At 65.7% G+C, this 15,353-nt stretch carries 14 protein-coding genes; 12 read left to right on the forward strand and 2 right to left on the reverse strand.

What is annotated here, in order from left to right:
- Nucleotides 1-714, reverse strand: coding sequence for a PIG-L deacetylase family protein (locus MHZ91_RS20930; protein WP_191579335.1), 714 nt, complete (start codon nucleotides 712-714; stop codon nucleotides 1-3).
- 100 nt (nucleotides 715-814) lie between these two features.
- Between MHZ91_RS20930 and MHZ91_RS20935 the strand changes: the two genes are divergently transcribed.
- A complete protein-coding gene (locus tag MHZ91_RS20935; RefSeq protein WP_175138701.1) occupies nucleotides 815-1,531 on the forward strand; it encodes an IclR family transcriptional regulator in 717 nt (238 codons plus the stop codon).
- A 32-nt stretch (nucleotides 1,532-1,563) separates the two neighbouring features.
- On the opposite strand, the gene MHZ91_RS20940 is transcribed toward MHZ91_RS20935, so the two are convergent.
- On the reverse strand, nucleotides 1,564-2,478 hold the full coding sequence (locus MHZ91_RS20940; protein WP_239215487.1) for a LysR family transcriptional regulator: 915 nt from the start codon (nucleotides 2,476-2,478) through the stop codon (nucleotides 1,564-1,566).
- Nucleotides 2,479-2,643: 165 nt separating this feature from the next.
- Between MHZ91_RS20940 and MHZ91_RS20945 the strand changes: the two genes are divergently transcribed.
- From MHZ91_RS20945 to MHZ91_RS20995, 11 genes are all read left to right on the forward strand, one after another.
- Nucleotides 2,644-3,141 carry a cupin domain-containing protein gene (locus MHZ91_RS20945; protein WP_239215488.1) on the forward strand — a complete coding sequence of 166 codons (498 nt, stop codon included), beginning with the start codon at nucleotides 2,644-2,646 and terminating at the stop codon, nucleotides 3,139-3,141.
- Nucleotides 3,142-3,148: 7 nt separating this feature from the next.
- Nucleotides 3,149-3,916 carry a carboxymuconolactone decarboxylase family protein gene (locus MHZ91_RS20950; protein ID WP_239215489.1) on the forward strand — a complete coding sequence of 256 codons (768 nt, stop codon included), beginning with the start codon at nucleotides 3,149-3,151 and terminating at the stop codon, nucleotides 3,914-3,916.
- A gap of 166 nt (nucleotides 3,917-4,082) precedes the next feature.
- On the forward strand, nucleotides 4,083-4,556 hold the full coding sequence (locus MHZ91_RS20955) for a (2Fe-2S)-binding protein (protein WP_218344411.1): 474 nt from the start codon (nucleotides 4,083-4,085) through the stop codon (nucleotides 4,554-4,556).
- Nucleotides 4,553-6,844: a xanthine dehydrogenase family protein molybdopterin-binding subunit gene (locus tag MHZ91_RS20960; RefSeq protein WP_239215490.1), complete on the forward strand. Its 2,292-nt coding sequence runs from the start codon at nucleotides 4,553-4,555 to the stop codon at nucleotides 6,842-6,844. Before MHZ91_RS20955 ends, MHZ91_RS20960 begins: the two co-directional genes overlap by 4 nt.
- A gap of 73 nt (nucleotides 6,845-6,917) precedes the next feature.
- Nucleotides 6,918-7,883 (forward strand): XdhC family protein, encoded by a 966-nt coding sequence (locus MHZ91_RS20965; protein WP_239215491.1) that lies wholly within the window; start codon nucleotides 6,918-6,920, stop codon nucleotides 7,881-7,883.
- Between the two features lie 90 nt (nucleotides 7,884-7,973).
- Complete coding sequence (gene hutC / locus MHZ91_RS20970; RefSeq protein ID WP_291377134.1) at nucleotides 7,974-8,717, forward strand: histidine utilization repressor; 744 nt, start codon at nucleotides 7,974-7,976, stop codon at nucleotides 8,715-8,717.
- A gap of 255 nt (nucleotides 8,718-8,972) precedes the next feature.
- Nucleotides 8,973-10,652 carry a urocanate hydratase gene (gene hutU, locus MHZ91_RS20975; protein ID WP_239215492.1) on the forward strand — a complete coding sequence of 560 codons (1,680 nt, stop codon included), beginning with the start codon at nucleotides 8,973-8,975 and terminating at the stop codon, nucleotides 10,650-10,652.
- A 97-nt stretch (nucleotides 10,653-10,749) separates the two neighbouring features.
- The gene (gene hutH / locus MHZ91_RS20980) at nucleotides 10,750-12,279 is read left to right on the forward strand and encodes a histidine ammonia-lyase (protein WP_239215493.1); all 1,530 of its coding nucleotides are present in this window, start codon (nucleotides 10,750-10,752) and stop codon (nucleotides 12,277-12,279) included.
- Nucleotides 12,280-12,395: 116 nt separating this feature from the next.
- Nucleotides 12,396-13,826, forward strand: a complete 1,431-nt coding sequence (locus MHZ91_RS20985; RefSeq protein ID WP_239215495.1) for an amino acid permease — start codon at nucleotides 12,396-12,398, stop codon at nucleotides 13,824-13,826.
- Nucleotides 13,827-13,881: 55 nt separating this feature from the next.
- Nucleotides 13,882-15,096 carry an imidazolonepropionase gene (hutI, locus tag MHZ91_RS20990; protein ID WP_239215497.1) on the forward strand — a complete coding sequence of 405 codons (1,215 nt, stop codon included), beginning with the start codon at nucleotides 13,882-13,884 and terminating at the stop codon, nucleotides 15,094-15,096.
- Between the two features lie 52 nt (nucleotides 15,097-15,148).
- On the forward strand, nucleotides 15,149-15,346 hold the full coding sequence (locus tag MHZ91_RS20995; RefSeq protein WP_239215499.1) for a helix-turn-helix domain-containing protein: 198 nt from the start codon (nucleotides 15,149-15,151) through the stop codon (nucleotides 15,344-15,346).
- Nucleotides 15,347-15,353 lie beyond the last annotated feature (7 nt).

Raw genomic sequence — 15,353 nt, forward strand, 5'->3', positions numbered from 1 at the left:
TCACTCCATGAGAGCCGATACAACGGCCGGGAAAATGCTTTGATAGGCCTCGCCGTAACGCGTGCCGGTGGTCTTGCCCCGGCGGCCGGCCTGCGCGCCACGTTGCAATGCCACGCGCTCGTAATAGGCCCACAGATTGCGCTGCGTGGGCATGGCCTGCATGGCTTGCCACTTGCGCTCCCACACGTCCGTGATGTCCAGCAGCACGTTGGGTTTGAAGCCGCACAACTCGGTCTGGTGAGGCTCGAAGCACAGCACTTGGGGTGGCACCACGAAGTCTGCGCCATGACCAGGCGCCATCGCCTGCATGCGGCCGCGCAATGCCATTTCGAACGTGCGGCAATGATCGAGATTGGATGGGTCGTGTTCGGGATGTGTGAGCACCACCGAAGGTTTCGTGCGGCGCATGGTGTCCGAGATACGCCGCACGGACTCGGGCGAGTCGGGCAGCGGATAGTCGCCCAGATCGTGAAAGTCCAGGCTGCTGACGCCAAGGATGTCGGCCGCGGCCTGCGCTTCGGCATGGCGCTGCGCCTTGACCGCATCGCGCTGGACATCGCCCGTCCAGGCCGAGTTCGACTCCCCGTTCTCACCATAGCTCAGGCAGACCAGATGCACATCCACGCCGCGCGCTGCGTGCAAGGCCATCGCGCCCCCACAGCGCCAGACGAAATCGCCCACATGGGCGGTCACCACGAGCATTGAATTTGCCATCTTGATCTCCCGAAACAGCTGACAGATGGCATTTTAAATTTCCGAAACGACGTTGTATCACGTACAATCGCCCAATAAATTCAACATTCTTGGAGGATCGATGAGCAATGATGGTGTGGTGGCCGTGGAACGCGCCCTGAGTGTGATGGACTGCTTTCGCCCCGGTGCGGAGCACCTGTCTTTGGCGGATTTCGCCAACCGCCTGCCCTTGCACAAGACGACCATCTTTCGATTGCTCAATTCGCTGGCTCGGTGCGGTTACGTCGTGCGCGAGCCCGATGGCCGCTACGGGTTGGGCCCGCGGGTGTTGTTCCTTGCGCGCGTCTACGAACGCGGCTTCGATCTGGAGGCGGTCGTCATGCCGGTGCTTGAACGGCTGTCGGCGGATACCGGTGAAAGCGCCGCGTATTACGTGGAAGGCGGCGAACCGGGACAGCGTCTGTGCCTCTTTCGCCATCAGCCGCACGAAGGCCTGCACAGCCAGGTCATCGCCGGCAGCGTGATGCCCCCCGACAAGTCATCGACGGGCCAGGTATTTGCGATCTGGGCGCAGGGCGAACGGCGAGATCAGGTCCGGCTGCCCATCTTCTCCTGCGGCGCGCGCGATCCCTATACGTCGTCCTGGTCCGTACCGGTCATCGGGCAGGAAGACCGCTTCGTCGGCGCGCTCACCATCGCCGGCCCCTCGGTGCGGCTGAAAACGGTGGACGCGGCGTCGTTTGAAGCGCTGATTCTCGAACGCGCGGATGAATTGTCGCGGCGGCTCGGCGCCTCATCCGACATGCGCGACGTCCTGTACCGGCCGGACGCGCCGTAGGGAGCGGGCGCGTCACCGCAACCGGCCTCGCATCAGGCGCCGGGCCGCATGGGGTCGTGCCGATACCGCAGCGCCTCTATCACCAGCGCCAACGCCGGCGAGAGCTGCCGGCGATTTGCGTAGTAAAGGTGATAGCCCGGAAACACCGGCCACCAATCCTCCAGCACGGGCGCCAGCCGGCCCGCTTCGATGTGGGGTTTGACCAGGTCATAGGGCACATAAGCCAGGCCCATGCCATCGAGCGCCGCCTGCAGCATCAGGAACGTATTGTTGAACACGGTCTGCCCGTTCACGCGCACGCTCAGCGCGCGTCCATCCTTTTCAAAATCCCAGGCGTACAGGCCGCCGTGCGTGGGCAGCCGCAGGTTCACGCAACAGTGCTCCGTCAGTTCCTGCGGTGTGGCGGGCAGTGATCTGCCGGCCAGATAGTCCGGCGACGCGGCGACCGCCATGCGCAGGTCGGGCGCGATGCGAACGGCGATCATGTCCTTGTCCACGCGGTTGCCCACGCGCACTCCCGCGTCGAAACGTTGCGCGGCGATGTCGGTCATCGCGTAGTCCACGCTGAATTCGATCTGCACGTCCGGGTACTGCCGCAGAAGTGGCAACAGGCGCGGCCATAGCGCCGTCACGATGGCGTGGTCATGCGCGGTGATGCGTACCGTGCCCGCGGGCTTGTCGCGCATCGCGGTCAGCGACTCCAGCTCCTGCTGTATTTCGCTCAGCCGGGGACTCAGCACACTCAGCAGCCGGGCGCCGGCTTCAGTAGGTGAAACGCTGCGGGTCGTCCGGGTGAGCAACCGCACGCCCAGGCGTGCTTCCAGCGCCAGCATGGCGTGGCTGAGCGCAGACCGCGACAAGCCAAGCTGGGCCGCAGCGCGGGTGAAGCTGCGGGTCTGCGCCACGGCCATGAAGGCATGCAGATCGTTCAGGTTCTCTTTGGGCATGGTGAATTCCGTGCACCAGGGAATACGGATTTTGCGATCTTCTCATCTAATCCGCCGGATCATACAGTGCGACGGGTGGGCGCCGATGGCGGGTCGGCGCCCCGCCAAACCCGACGTGGCGCGCGGCAGACAGTGCCGCCGCCCAACGAACAGAGGCAGAAAAGCATGCAAAAACACGTAAGCAAGATCGCGGTCTGCGCCGCGCTCGTCCAGACGGCGGCGGCGCAAGCCGCGGAACCGCAGCCCACCGCCTCCCCCGCGGCCCAGCAGATCGCACGCGCGGGCGCGCAGGCATCCATCGCCGGTCCGGACGACTACTTCACGGGCCGCGCGCGCATCGATCCCGTGTGGGCGGCGGACAAGGACGTCAATGCTTCGGGCGCACTTGTGACCTTCGAGCCCGGGGCGCGATCGGCGTGGCACACGCACCCCGCCGGACAGCGGCTAGTGGTGACGTCGGGCGTTGGACTGACCCAGGAATGGGGCAAGCCCGTGCAAGAAATCCGTTCGGGCGACGTGATCCACTGCCCGCCCGGCGTCAAGCACTGGCACGGCGCCGCACCCGGCACCGCGATGACCCACCTGGCCGTCACGCCGTCGGTCGATGGCAAGAACGTCAACTGGATGGAGAAGGTCAGCGATGAACAATATGCCTCGCGCTAAGGCCCGCATGACCCAATTTTGCACTCGCGCGCTTGCCGCTGCCGTTGGACTGGCCGCAGCGATCGCCCTGCCCATCCACGCGCAAGGAGCCTCCAACGTGACAGACAAGACAAGGACGGCGACGCAGGCCCCGGACTCGCTGTCCGCCCGCCAGGCGGCGATCGTGCCCATTGCCGCGTTTGCGGCAACCGGCGACATCGCGCGGCTGAACGCGGCGCTTGAACAAGGTCTGGATGCCGGATTGACGGTCAGCGATGCCAAAGAGGTGCTGGTGCAGCTGTACGCCTACGCCGGCTTTCCGCGCAGCCTCAATGCCCTGTCCGAACTGATGAAGGTAAGGCAGGCCCGCCAGCAACGCGGCATCCAGGATGCGCCCGGCGCCGAGCCCGGCCGGCCGATCCCGCAGGGCGACGCGCTGCTGGCCGCGGGGACGGCCAATCAGACCAAGCTATCCGGCGGCCCGGTCCAGGGTCCCTTGTTCGACTTCGCTCCCGTCGCCAACGAATACCTGCGCACGCACCTCTTTGGCGACATCTTCGAGCGCGACAACCTGGACTGGCAAAGCCGCGAAATTGCTACGGTCAGCATGCTGGCCGCACTGACGGGCGTCGAATCGCAACTGCAATCGCACATGCGGATCAGCATGAACGTGGGGCTGACGGCGCTGCAACTGCGCCAGCTTGCCCAGGTGCTGGCGTCACAAGTCGACGCGCAGACGGCCCGCCGCGCAACGGACGCGCTGGACCGGCAATTGCTGGTGCAAGCCGGCAAGTGACGGCAAGGGCCGGCTCCTGTGCAGGCAGGACCGGCCCCGGACACTGGCGAATTTGTCCCTTTAATGAACCAACCCGGGATTTTTTGGGCAAAATTCCGGACTCAAGCAATGATCCCCGCCACCCGAGGCAAGGCAGCTTGTCGTGCCCTCCCCCTGGACTCCCTTCATGACGCAATTGCAAATCAACGGCCAGACCAAGGACGTCAACGTCCCGGATGAAATGCCGATCCTATGGGTCCTGCGCGATGAACTGGGCATGACCGGCACCAAGTTCGGCTGCGGCATGGCCTTGTGCGGCGCCTGTACGGTGCATATCGACGGCACGCCCGTGCGATCCTGTCTTACGCCCGTCTCCGTGGCCACCGGCCGCCAACTCTCCACCATCGAAGGCATGGAAGCCGATCCGGTCGGCCGGGCGGTGCAGGCGTCCTGGGTTACCAATAACGTCGCGCAATGCGGCTATTGCCAGGCTGGCCAGATCATGACGGCGGTAAGCCTGTTGAAGGCGACTCCCAACCCGACCGAACAACAGATCGCGGACGCCATGAGCGGCAACATCTGCCGCTGCGGCACGTACCCGCGGATCCTCGCGGCCATTCAGCAGGCCGCAGCCCGCCTCGCCCAAGGAAGCAAGCAATGACCGTCGCCGTTCAGCATTCGCGCCGCGCCTTCCTGCAGGGCAGCCTGGGCGTACTCGCCCTCGCCGTCACCGCAAATGGATGGATCACGGCGGCGGTGGCCGCCGAGCCGGATGCCAAAGCATACGGCGCCGACAGCATGCCCGGCGGCACCGTGGACGATCCGCTCGTCTTCGTCAGCATTGCTGCCGATGGCGCCGTCACCATCGTGGCGCACCGTGCCGAGATGGGCACCGGGGTGCGTACCAGCCTGCCGATGGTGGTGGCCGACGAAATGGAAGCACGCTGGGAACGCGTGAAGGTCGTGCAGGCCCCCGCCGACGAATCCCGCTACGGCAATCAGAACGTCGACGGTTCGCGCAGCATGCGCCACTTCCTGATGCCGATGCGGCGCGTGGGCGCGGCCGCCCGGCAGATGCTCGAAGCGGCCGCGGCGGCGCGGTGGTCCGTGCCCATTGCCGAGGTCAAAGCCGAACAGCACGAAGTGCTGCATGTGCCGAGCGGCCGCCGTCTTTCGTATGGCGACCTGGCGGCGGACGCGGCCAAGCAGCCCGTGCCCGCGGGCAACGCCCTCAAACTCAAGGCCCGCTCCGAATTCCGCTACATCGGCAAGGACCAGGTGCGCCTGGTCGACCTTGAAGCCATCGGCAAAGGCCAGGCGATCTACGGCATGGACATGCGCCTGCCCGGCATGGTCTACGCCGTCGTTGCGCGCCCGCCCGTCGTGGGCGGCCGGGTGCGCCGCGTCGACAGCGCCAAGGCGCTCGCCGTGCCCGGCGTGCTGAAGGTCGTAGAAATCCCCGCCATGCAAGGGGCGCCCGCCTTCCAGCCGCTAGGCGGCGTGGCGGTTGTGGCGCGCAACACCTGGGCCGCGCGGCAGGGGCGCGATGCGCTGCAGATTGAATGGGACGACGGTCCGAACGGCGCCTATGACTCCGTCGCCTACCAGCAGACGCTGCAGGCGGCGGCGCGCGCGCCCGGCAAGACGATGCGCAATCAAGGCGACGCCGCGAATGCCTGGACCAACGCGCCGGAAGCCGAGCGCGTGTCCGCGGAGTACTACGTTCCGCACCTGGCCCACGCGTCGATGGAGCCGCCCGTCGCCACCGTGCAAATCCTAGGCGATCGCGCCGAGGTCTGGACGTCCATCCAGAATCCGGTCGCTGCCCGGGACGCCGTGGCCGCGCGCCTGAAGCTTGAGCCCGCCAACGTCAAGGTCAACGTGCTGCTGCTGGGCGGCGGTTTCGGCCGCAAGTCCAAGCCCGATTTTGTGGACGAAGCGGCCATCGTCGCCCGCGCCATGCCCGAAGGCACGCCGGTCAAGCTGGTCTGGACCCGCGAAGACGACATCCATCACGACTACCTGCACACGGTCTCGGTCGAGCGCCTGGAAGCCGTCATGAACACGCAGGGGCAAGTCCAATCCTGGCTGCACCGCAGCGCCTCCCCCACCATCGCGTCGTTGTTTGCGCAAGGCGCCAAGGGGCAGCAGATGTTCGAGTCCGCCATGTCGGCGATCAACATGCCCTATCGCATTCCCAATGTGCGCGTGGAAACCGCCGAAGTCGAAGCCCATGCGCGCATTGGCTGGTTCCGGTCCGTCGCCAACATTCCGCATGCCTTCGCGGCCCAGTGCTTCATCGATGAACTCGCGCATCGCGCGGGCAAGGATCCTCAGGCATTCGCGCTGGATCTCATTGGCCCCGCGCGCCAGATCGATCCCGGCACGTTGGCCGACACCTGGAACTACACCGAATCGCCTGAGCGCTACCCCTACGACACCGGCCGCCTTCGCGGCGTGATCGACGCCGCGTGCAAGGGCGCGGGCTGGGGCCGCACATTACCGAAGGGGCATGGGCTTGGGCTGGCCTTCTGCTACAGCTTCATGAGCTACACCGCCACGGTGGTCGAGGTGGCGGTGGACGACAAGGGCGAGATCCGCGTCGTCGCCGTGGACATGGCGATGGACTGCGGCCCGCAGATCAACCCTGAACGCATCCGCGCGCAGATGGAAGGCGGCGCCATTATGGGGCTGAGCCTGGCGCTGACCAGCGAGATCACCTTTGAAAAAGGCCGCGTCAAGCAAAGCAACTTCCACGACTACGAGGTGCTGCGCCACAACGCCTCGCCGCGCGTGATCCGCACGCATCTGGTCAACGACGACCACGCGCTGCCACCGGGCGGCGTGGGCGAACCGCCAGTGCCGCCCGTCGCCCCCGCGCTGTGCAACGCGATCTTCGCCGCGACGGGCAAGCGGATCCGCACCCTGCCGGTCCGCAAGCTGGCATAAGCGGAAAGCCAATCTATGACTGAATCAGGGCCGTCCGCCATGAACGCCTTTTTGATCCAAAGGAAGCACGCCCATGGAAAGCGTTGATGTCCGCGTGCTGCGCGCGGCGCGCGACTGGCAGGAGGCCGGGCATCGCCTGATGCTGGCTACGGTCGTCAAGACATGGGGCTCGTCGCCGCGGCCCGTGGGGTCCATGATGGTGCTGCGCGAGGACGGCCGTTGCATCGGCTCGGTGTCCGGCGGCTGCATCGAGGACGACCTGATCCACCGCTACACGCGGGCTTACGGCGACGGAAGCATTCCACGATCGGCGCCCGAACTCGTCCGCTACGGCGTCACGGCGGACGAGGCGCACCGGTTCGGACTGCCCTGCGGCGGGACGCTTGAACTGCTTCTGGAATTTGCACCGGACGGCGAAATACTGAATGAACTGGTCCGCCGGCTCGAGACCGGCCAGCTCGTACAGCGGACGGTCGATTGCGCCAGCGGCGCGGTCACGCTGAGCGACGCCTCGGCGCCGGAGGCCCTGCATTTCGATGGCGTCACCCTGTCCAGCACGCTGGGCCCGCAGTACAGGCTGTTGCTGATCGGCGCAGGGTCGCTGGCCGAGTACGTCGCCACCATGGCGCTGTTCAATGATTTTGCGGTCACCGTGTGCGATCCGCGCATCGAGCATCTGGGCACCTGGTCCGTCGACGGCGTGGCATTCACCACCGAAATGCCCGACGACGCCGTACGCGCGCTGAACCCGGATTCCCGCACGTGCATCGTGGCGCTCAGCCATGACCCCAAACTTGACGACATGGCGCTGCTGGAAGCGCTGCACAGTCCTGCCTTCTACGTCGGCGCCATCGGCTCGCGCCGTAACGCCGCCAGCCGCCGGCAACGGTTCATCGAACATCTGGACGAAACCGAAGCATCCATGCAGCGGCTGCACTCGCCAGTCGGTCTGCACATCGGAAGCAAGACGCCGGCCGAAATCGCGGTGAGCGTGATGGCGCACATTCTGGCGGTGAAGAATGGCGTGATGACGGGATAGGGGCGCCGCCGTTCGCAAGTGATGTGTACCTGTCTATACTAGGAACCGCATCTTTCCTTGCTTACGTATCGCACTTCCAGGATCCCTCCCGTGGCCGCTTCTCCCCCCCGATTGCCCGTCCCGGCCAACGCCCTGCCCGCCCCGCTGTACGCGCAGGTCAAGCAGATGATCGCGCAGCAGATCCGCAGCGGCGCCTGGCCTGCCCATTACCGCGTGCCATCCGAAGCCGAGCTGGTCGATGAACTGGGATTCAGCCGCATGACGATCAACCGCGCGCTGCGCGAACTGACCGCCGAAGGCCTGCTGGTGCGGATGCAAGGCGTCGGCACGTTCGTGGCGCAGCCCAAGGCGCGCTCGGCGCTGTTCGCCGTGAACAACATTGCCGACGAAATCGCGGCGCGCAACCACCGCCACCACAGCCGCGTCGTGCGGCTGGCCGAAGAACCGGCCGGCGCCGAGCAAGCGCAGGCGTTGGACATCCGCGCAGGCCAACCGGTGTTTCATTCATTGATCGTCCATTACGAAGACGACGTACCCATCCAGCTTGAAGACCGCTACGTCAATGTCCGCCTTGCGCCCGACTACCTGCAGCAGGACTTCACGCAAAGTACGCCGTACGAATACCTGACGCGCGTGGCGCCGCTGAGCGCCGGCGAGCACGTGGTCGAAGCCATTCTTGCCAAGCCGCGCGAATGCCAGTTGTTGCAGATCGACCGCGAAGAACCCTGCCTGCTGATCCGCCGGCGCACCTGGTCCGGCGACCGCGCGGTGACACTGGCCCGCCTGATCCATCCGGGTTCACGCCACCGGCTGGAAGGCAAGTTCACAACGTGACGTTCACCGCTTTCCGCACGCCGTACCTATGACGCGACGAGTCGCGTCCGACTGAACTGCAACGCGCCCGTGCGGCGCCCTCCCGCATGACTTTTCCCATGCCGAAATCTCACAGGTTTCGGCATTTTTCATTGGGGTAATCCCTCAGTCCGAAATCAGTCATCTGCTATTGTATATACAACCATAGTCGTCTTAAGATCTGCTCACCTTGGCGCTGGATCACAGCGCGCCTTGACCCGATCCAGGAGACTTCACTTGAACCCATCCCCCCGATTCCGCGATGCCGTCATCCGCGCCCCGCGCGGCAGCCAGCTCAACACCAAAAGCTGGCTGACCGAAGCGCCCTTGCGCATGCTGATGAACAACCTCGACCCCGATGTGGCCGAAAACCCGAACGAGCTCGTCGTCTACGGCGGCATCGGCCGCGCGGCCCGCGACTGGGATTGCTACGACAGGATCGTTGAATCGCTCAAGGCCCTGAACGACGACGAAACCCTGCTCGTGCAATCGGGCAAGCCGGTAGGTGTTTTCAAGACACACGCCAACGCGCCGCGTGTCCTGATCGCCAACTCCAACCTTGTCCCGCACTGGGCCACCTGGGAACACTTCAACGAACTGGACGCCAAGGGCCTGGCCATGTACGGCCAGATGACCGCGGGCAGCTGGATCTACATCGGCAGCCAAGGCATCGTCCAAGGCACGTACGAAACCTTTGTCGAAGCCGGCCGCCAGCATTACGGCGGCAACCTGTCCGGGCGCTGGGTGCTGACCGCCGGCCTGGGCGGCATGGGCGGCGCGCAGCCGCTGGCCGCCACCTTGGCCGGCGCGTGCTCCCTGAACATCGAATGCCAGCAAAGCCGCATCGACTTCCGCCTTCGCACCCGCTACGTGGACGAACAGGCAGCCAACCTGGACGACGCGCTGGCCCGCATCGCCAAACACACGCAGGCCGGCCGCGCCGTGTCCATCGCGCTGTGCGGCAACGCCGCCGAGATCCTGCCCGAACTCGTGCGCCGCGGCGTCAAGCCCGACATGGTCACCGACCAGACCAGCGCGCACGATCCCTTGAACGGCTACCTGCCCGCCGGCTGGTCCTGGCAGGAATACCGCGACCGCGCCCAGCGCGAACCGGCCGCGGTCATCAAGGCCGCCAAGCAATCCATGGCCGTACACGTGCAGGCGATGCTGGCCTTCCAGCGCCAGGGCATCCCCACCTTCGACTACGGCAACAACATCCGCCAGATGGCCAAGGAAGAAGGCGTCGCCGACGCGTTCGACTTTCCCGGCTTCGTTCCGGCCTACATCCGTCCGCTCTTCTGCCGCGGCGTGGGCCCCTTCCGTTGGGCTGCGCTGTCCGGCGACCCGCAAGACATCTACAAGACCGACGCCAAGGTCAAGGAACTGATTCCCGACGACGCCCACCTGCATCATTGGCTCAGCATGGCCCGCGAGCGCATCAGCTTCCAGGGCCTGCCCGCGCGCATCTGCTGGGTCGGATTGGGCGAGCGCGCCAGGCTGGGCCTTGCGTTCAACGAAATGGTGCGATCCGGCGAACTGTCGGCGCCCATCGTCATTGGCCGCGACCACCTGGACTCCGGTTCGGTCGCCAGCCCCAACCGCGAAACCGAATCCATGCGCGACGGCTCGGATGCCGTGTCCGACTGGCCGCTGCTCAATGCCCTGCTGAACACCGCCAGCGGCGCAACGTGGGTGTCGCTGCACCACGGCGGCGGCGTCGGCATGGGCTTCTCGCAGCATTCCGGCATGGTGATTGTGTGCGACGGCACCGACGCCGCCGCCGAACGCATTGCCCGCGTGCTGACCAACGACCCGGCCACGGGTGTGATGCGACACGCGGACGCCGGTTACCAGATCGCCATCGACTGCGCACACGAACAGGGCTTGAACCTGCCCATGGTGACCGGCAAGCGCTGACATCCGCGCGGCGCAGCCTCGCGATGGACTGGCCCGCGCAACAGACCGCATGACAACGATAGCAAGCAGCCGGACCGCCGGCGTAGGAGAAAGAGGAATGGAATTGCATGTGAAACCGGGCCACTTGACGCTGGCCGACCTGCGGCGCGCCTATCAGCAGCCCGTTAGCCTGACGCTGGATCCCGACGCCGCGCAGGCCATCGACGCCAGCGTGGCCACGGTTGAACGCATCATCGCCGAAGGCCGCACCGTCTACGGCATCAATACGGGCTTTGGTCTGTTGGCTTCGACCAAGATCGCGCGCGAAGACTTGCAGGCGTTGCAGACTTCGCTGGTCCGCTCGCACGCAGCCGGCGTGGGCGAGGCGCTGGACGACGCCATGGTGCGGCTCATCATGGTACTCAAAATCAACAGTCTGGCTCGCGGTTATTCCGGCGTGCGCCGCCATGTCATCGACAACCTGATCGCGCTGGTCAACGCGGGCGTGTACCCGCACATTCCGCTCAAGGGTTCTGTGGGCGCCTCGGGCGACCTGGCCCCGCTCGCACACATGTCGATGGTCCTGCTGGGCGAAAGCCAGGCACGCTACCAAGGCGAATGGCTGCCCGCGCGTGAGGCGCTGGCGCGCGCGGGCCTCGCGCCGCTCACGCTGGCCGCCAAGGAAGGGCTGGCCCTCTTGAACGGCACGCAGGTGTCCACCGCGTTCGCGCTGCGCGGCCTGTTCGAAGCCGAAGACATGATGGCGGCAGGTCTGGTGTGCGGCAGCCTGAGCGTCGAGGCCATGCTGGGCTCGCGCGCCCCCTTCGACGCCCGCATCCACGCCGCGCGCGGGCAGCTTGGACAGATCGACGTGGCCGCCGTCTACCGCGGCCTCTTGGGCGACGACAGCGAAGTCGGCCACTCCCACGCCGATTGCGGAAAGGTGCAAGATCCCTACTCGCTGCGCTGCCAGCCCCAGGTGATGGGCGCCTGCCTCACGCAGATCCGCCACGCGGCGCAGATACTGGAAATCGAATCGAACGCCGTGTCCGACAACCCGCTCGTGTTCGTCGAGCAGGGCGACGTCATCTCCGGCGGCAACTTCCATGCCGAACCCGTGGCGCTGGTCGCCGACAACCTGGCGCTGGCGCTCGCCGAAATCGGTGCCCTGGCGGAACGGCGCATCGCGCTGATGATGGACAAGCACATGTCGCAGTTGCCGCCATTCCTGGTGCGCAAGGGCGGCGTCAACTCGGGGTTCATGATCGCCCAGGTGACAGCGGCGGCACTGGCAAGCGACAACAAGGCACTGGCCCATCCGGCCAGCGTGGACAGCATGCCCACGTCGGCCAACCAGGAAGACCATGTGTCGATGGCGCCCAACGCAGGCAAGCGGCTGTGGGCCATGGCCGACAACGTGCGCGACATCCTGGCCATCGAATGGCTGGGCGCGTGCCAGGGCCTGGACTTCCGCGAAGGGCTCAAGACCTCGCCGCAGCTTGAAGCCGCGCGCCGCGCGCTGCGCGAGAAAGTGCCCCACTACGAAGAAGACCGCTTCTTCGCGCCCGACATCGCAGCGGCCAGCGGCCTGATCGCCGCGCAAGTCATGAACGGCCTGATGCCAGCCGGTCTGCTGCCCAGCCTCTGATGCCACCCCGGCCGGAAGCATCCGGCCGTCATTGCCTCGCCGCGCGTACGGGCCCATCAGAAGGCGCCTGCGCGGCGTTACACGCGAGACCGACCAAGGAACCGAGAGAGACAACAATGCAAGCATCCTCGCAGTCAGACACACCGGCAGAAGCGCAGACACTCAAACGCGGGCTGAACGCCCGCCACATCCGCTTCATGGCATTGGGCTCGGCCATCGGCACGGGCCTTTTCTATGGGTCGGCCAAGGCGATCCAGGCGGCCGGCCCCTCGGTGCTGCTTGCCTACCTGGTGGCCGGCGCCGCCGTCTATATGGTCATGCGCGCCCTGGGTGAGATGGCGGTGCGCAACCCGGTGTCCGGATCGTTCGGCCACTACGCCACGCAATACCTGGGGCCGCTGGCTGGCTTCCTGACCGGCTGGACCTATGCGTTCGAGATGATCATTGTCTGTCTGGCCGATATCACCGCGTTCGGCCTCTACATGGGGTTCTGGTATCCCGACGTGCCCCGATGGATCTGGGTCTTGTCCATCGTCTTCTTCATCGGCGCCATCAACCTGCTTTCCGTGAAGGTATTCGGCGAACTGGAGTTCTGGTTGTCGCTGCTGAAGGTAGGCGCCATCCTCGCGATGATCGCCGGCGGCCTGGGCATCATGCTGTTCGGCATGGGGATGGGCGCGGACAGCGTTGCAACCGGCGTGCACAACCTGTGGGAGCACGGCGGCTTCATGCCCAACGGCGTGGGCGGCCTGATTGCATCGCTGGCCGTGGTGGTGTTCGCCTTCGGCGGCATCGAGATCATCGGCATCACCGCCGGCGAAGCCAAGGACCCCGGCCGCACCCTTCCCCGCGCCATCAACGCGGTGCCCATGCGCATCCTGCTCTTCTACGTGCTGACGCTGTTCGTGCTGATGTCGATCTTCCCGTGGACGCAGATCGGCAGCCAAGGCAGTCCCTTCGTGCAGATCTTCGACAGCCTCGGCATCAGTTCCGCCGCCACCATCCTGAACATTGTCGTGATTTCGGCGGCCGTATCCGCCATCAACAGCGACATCTTCGGCGCGGGCCGCATGTTGTTCGGCATGGCCCAACAAGGCCAGGCGCCGCGCGGCTTTGCCTCGGTATCTTCCAATGGTGTGCCGTGGATGACGGTAGTGGTAATGACGGTGGCGCTGCTCTTGGGCGTATTGCTGAATTATCTGATCCCGGAGGATGTTTTCCTGCTGATCGCCTCCATCGCCACGTTCGCCACGGTGTGGGTGTGGCTGATGATCCTGCTGTCGCAAGTGGCGATGCGCCGCAAGATGAGCCCGGAGGAAATCTCGCAGTTGAAGTTCCCCGTCCCGCTCTGGCCCGCTGCCCCGTTGATGGCCATTGCCTTCATGGTCTTCGTGATCGCAGTCCTGGGCTACTTCCCAAGCACACAGGCGGCGCTCGGCGTGGGCGCTGTCTGGATCGCGCTGCTTTGCCTGGCCTATCGCTTCTGGGTATATCCCAAGCGCCCGACGGAACGGCAGCCGGTGCCCGCGCCCCAGGGTTCGGATTGAACGACGCGGCGCCGGCGCATGTGTTTGCGCCGGCGCCTGCACCAAGGAGAAACGCATGAGACAGGTCTGGCGACATTGCCACGCCGCCACGATGGCCGGCGGCACCTATTCCGTAATCGACAACGCGGCCATCGTGACCCGCGCCGACCGCATCGAATGGATCGGCCCGGATTCCGAACTGCCCGCCGTGGACGCCGCGCACGTCCATGACCTGGGCGGCGCGTGGGTCACACCCGGCCTCGTCGATTGCCACACCCACCTGGTATTCGGCGGCGACCGCAGCAGGGAATTCGAACAGCGTCTGCAAGGGGTCGACTACGCCACCATCGCGGCCCAAGGCGGCGGCATCGCCAGCACCGTACGCGCCACACGCGCGGCAACCGAAGACGAACTGTTCGCCAGCGCCCATCGCCGTGCGCTGCATTTGCTGCGTGATGGCGTCACGACGTTGGAGATCAAGTCGGGATACGGACTTGATTTAGAAAATGAACGCAAGATGCTGCGCGTGGCAAGGCGCCTGGGTCAGACGCTGCCGCTGACCGTGCGGGCAACCTGCCTGGCCGCGCACGCGCTGCCGCCGGAGTTCACAGGGCATCCGGACGAGTACATCGACGAAGTCGCGCTGCGCATGCTGCCGGCGCTGGCGGCGGAAGGCTTGGTCGATGCCGTGGACGCTTTTTGCGAACACCTTGCTTTTACGCCGGAGCAGGTCGAACGGGTGTTTCAGGCGGCGGTCCGGCTGAACCTGCCCGTGAAACTGCATGCGGAGCAGCTGTCGTCACTGCACGGAGCGAGTCTGGCGGCGCGCTATGGGGCGCTGTCTGCCGACCATCTGGAATACCTGACCGAGTCCGACGTGCTGGCAATGGCCAAGGCGGGGACGGTAGCGGTGCTGTTACCAGGCGCGTTCTATGCGCTGCGCGAAACGCAACTGCCGCCGGTGGACCTGCTGCGCCAGCACGGCGTGCCGATCGCGATTTCGACGGATCTGAATCCCGGGACGTCGCCGGTGCTGTCGTTGCGATTGATGCTGAGCATGGCGTGTACGTTGTTCAGGATGACGCCGGAAGAGGCGCTAGCGGGGGTGACGGTGAATGGGGCGCAGGCGTTGGGGTTGTCAGCGACGCATGGGACGCTGGAGGTGGGCAAGGTGGCGGATTTTGTGGCGTGGGATATCACGCATCCGGCGGAGCTGGCGTATTGGGTGGGTGGGGATGTGGCGAAGGGGGTGGTTCGGCATGGGGGGATGGTCGACGTGGCGGCGCTTTGAGATGGCTCGCATCCCCGCGGAGGGAAGCATTCCGCATGAGGTTGTGCTTCTGATGACCGAGAACGACTGGAGCATCATCCGTGCGTGGCGCGAGTACCTGGGCGTAACGCAAACCGAGATGGCGGCTCGACTGGAAATACGCCAACCCAGCTATGCGGCCATGGAGGCAAACGATGCGCGCCCGCGCAAAGCCACACGGCAGCGTGTCGCGGCCGCGCTCGGCCTTCAGTTCGATCAACTCGATGTCTGACTTCGAA

This window comes from Achromobacter sp. ACRQX, from assembly GCF_022346505.1.
Lineage (GTDB): Bacteria > Pseudomonadota > Gammaproteobacteria > Burkholderiales > Burkholderiaceae_B > Achromobacter > Achromobacter animicus.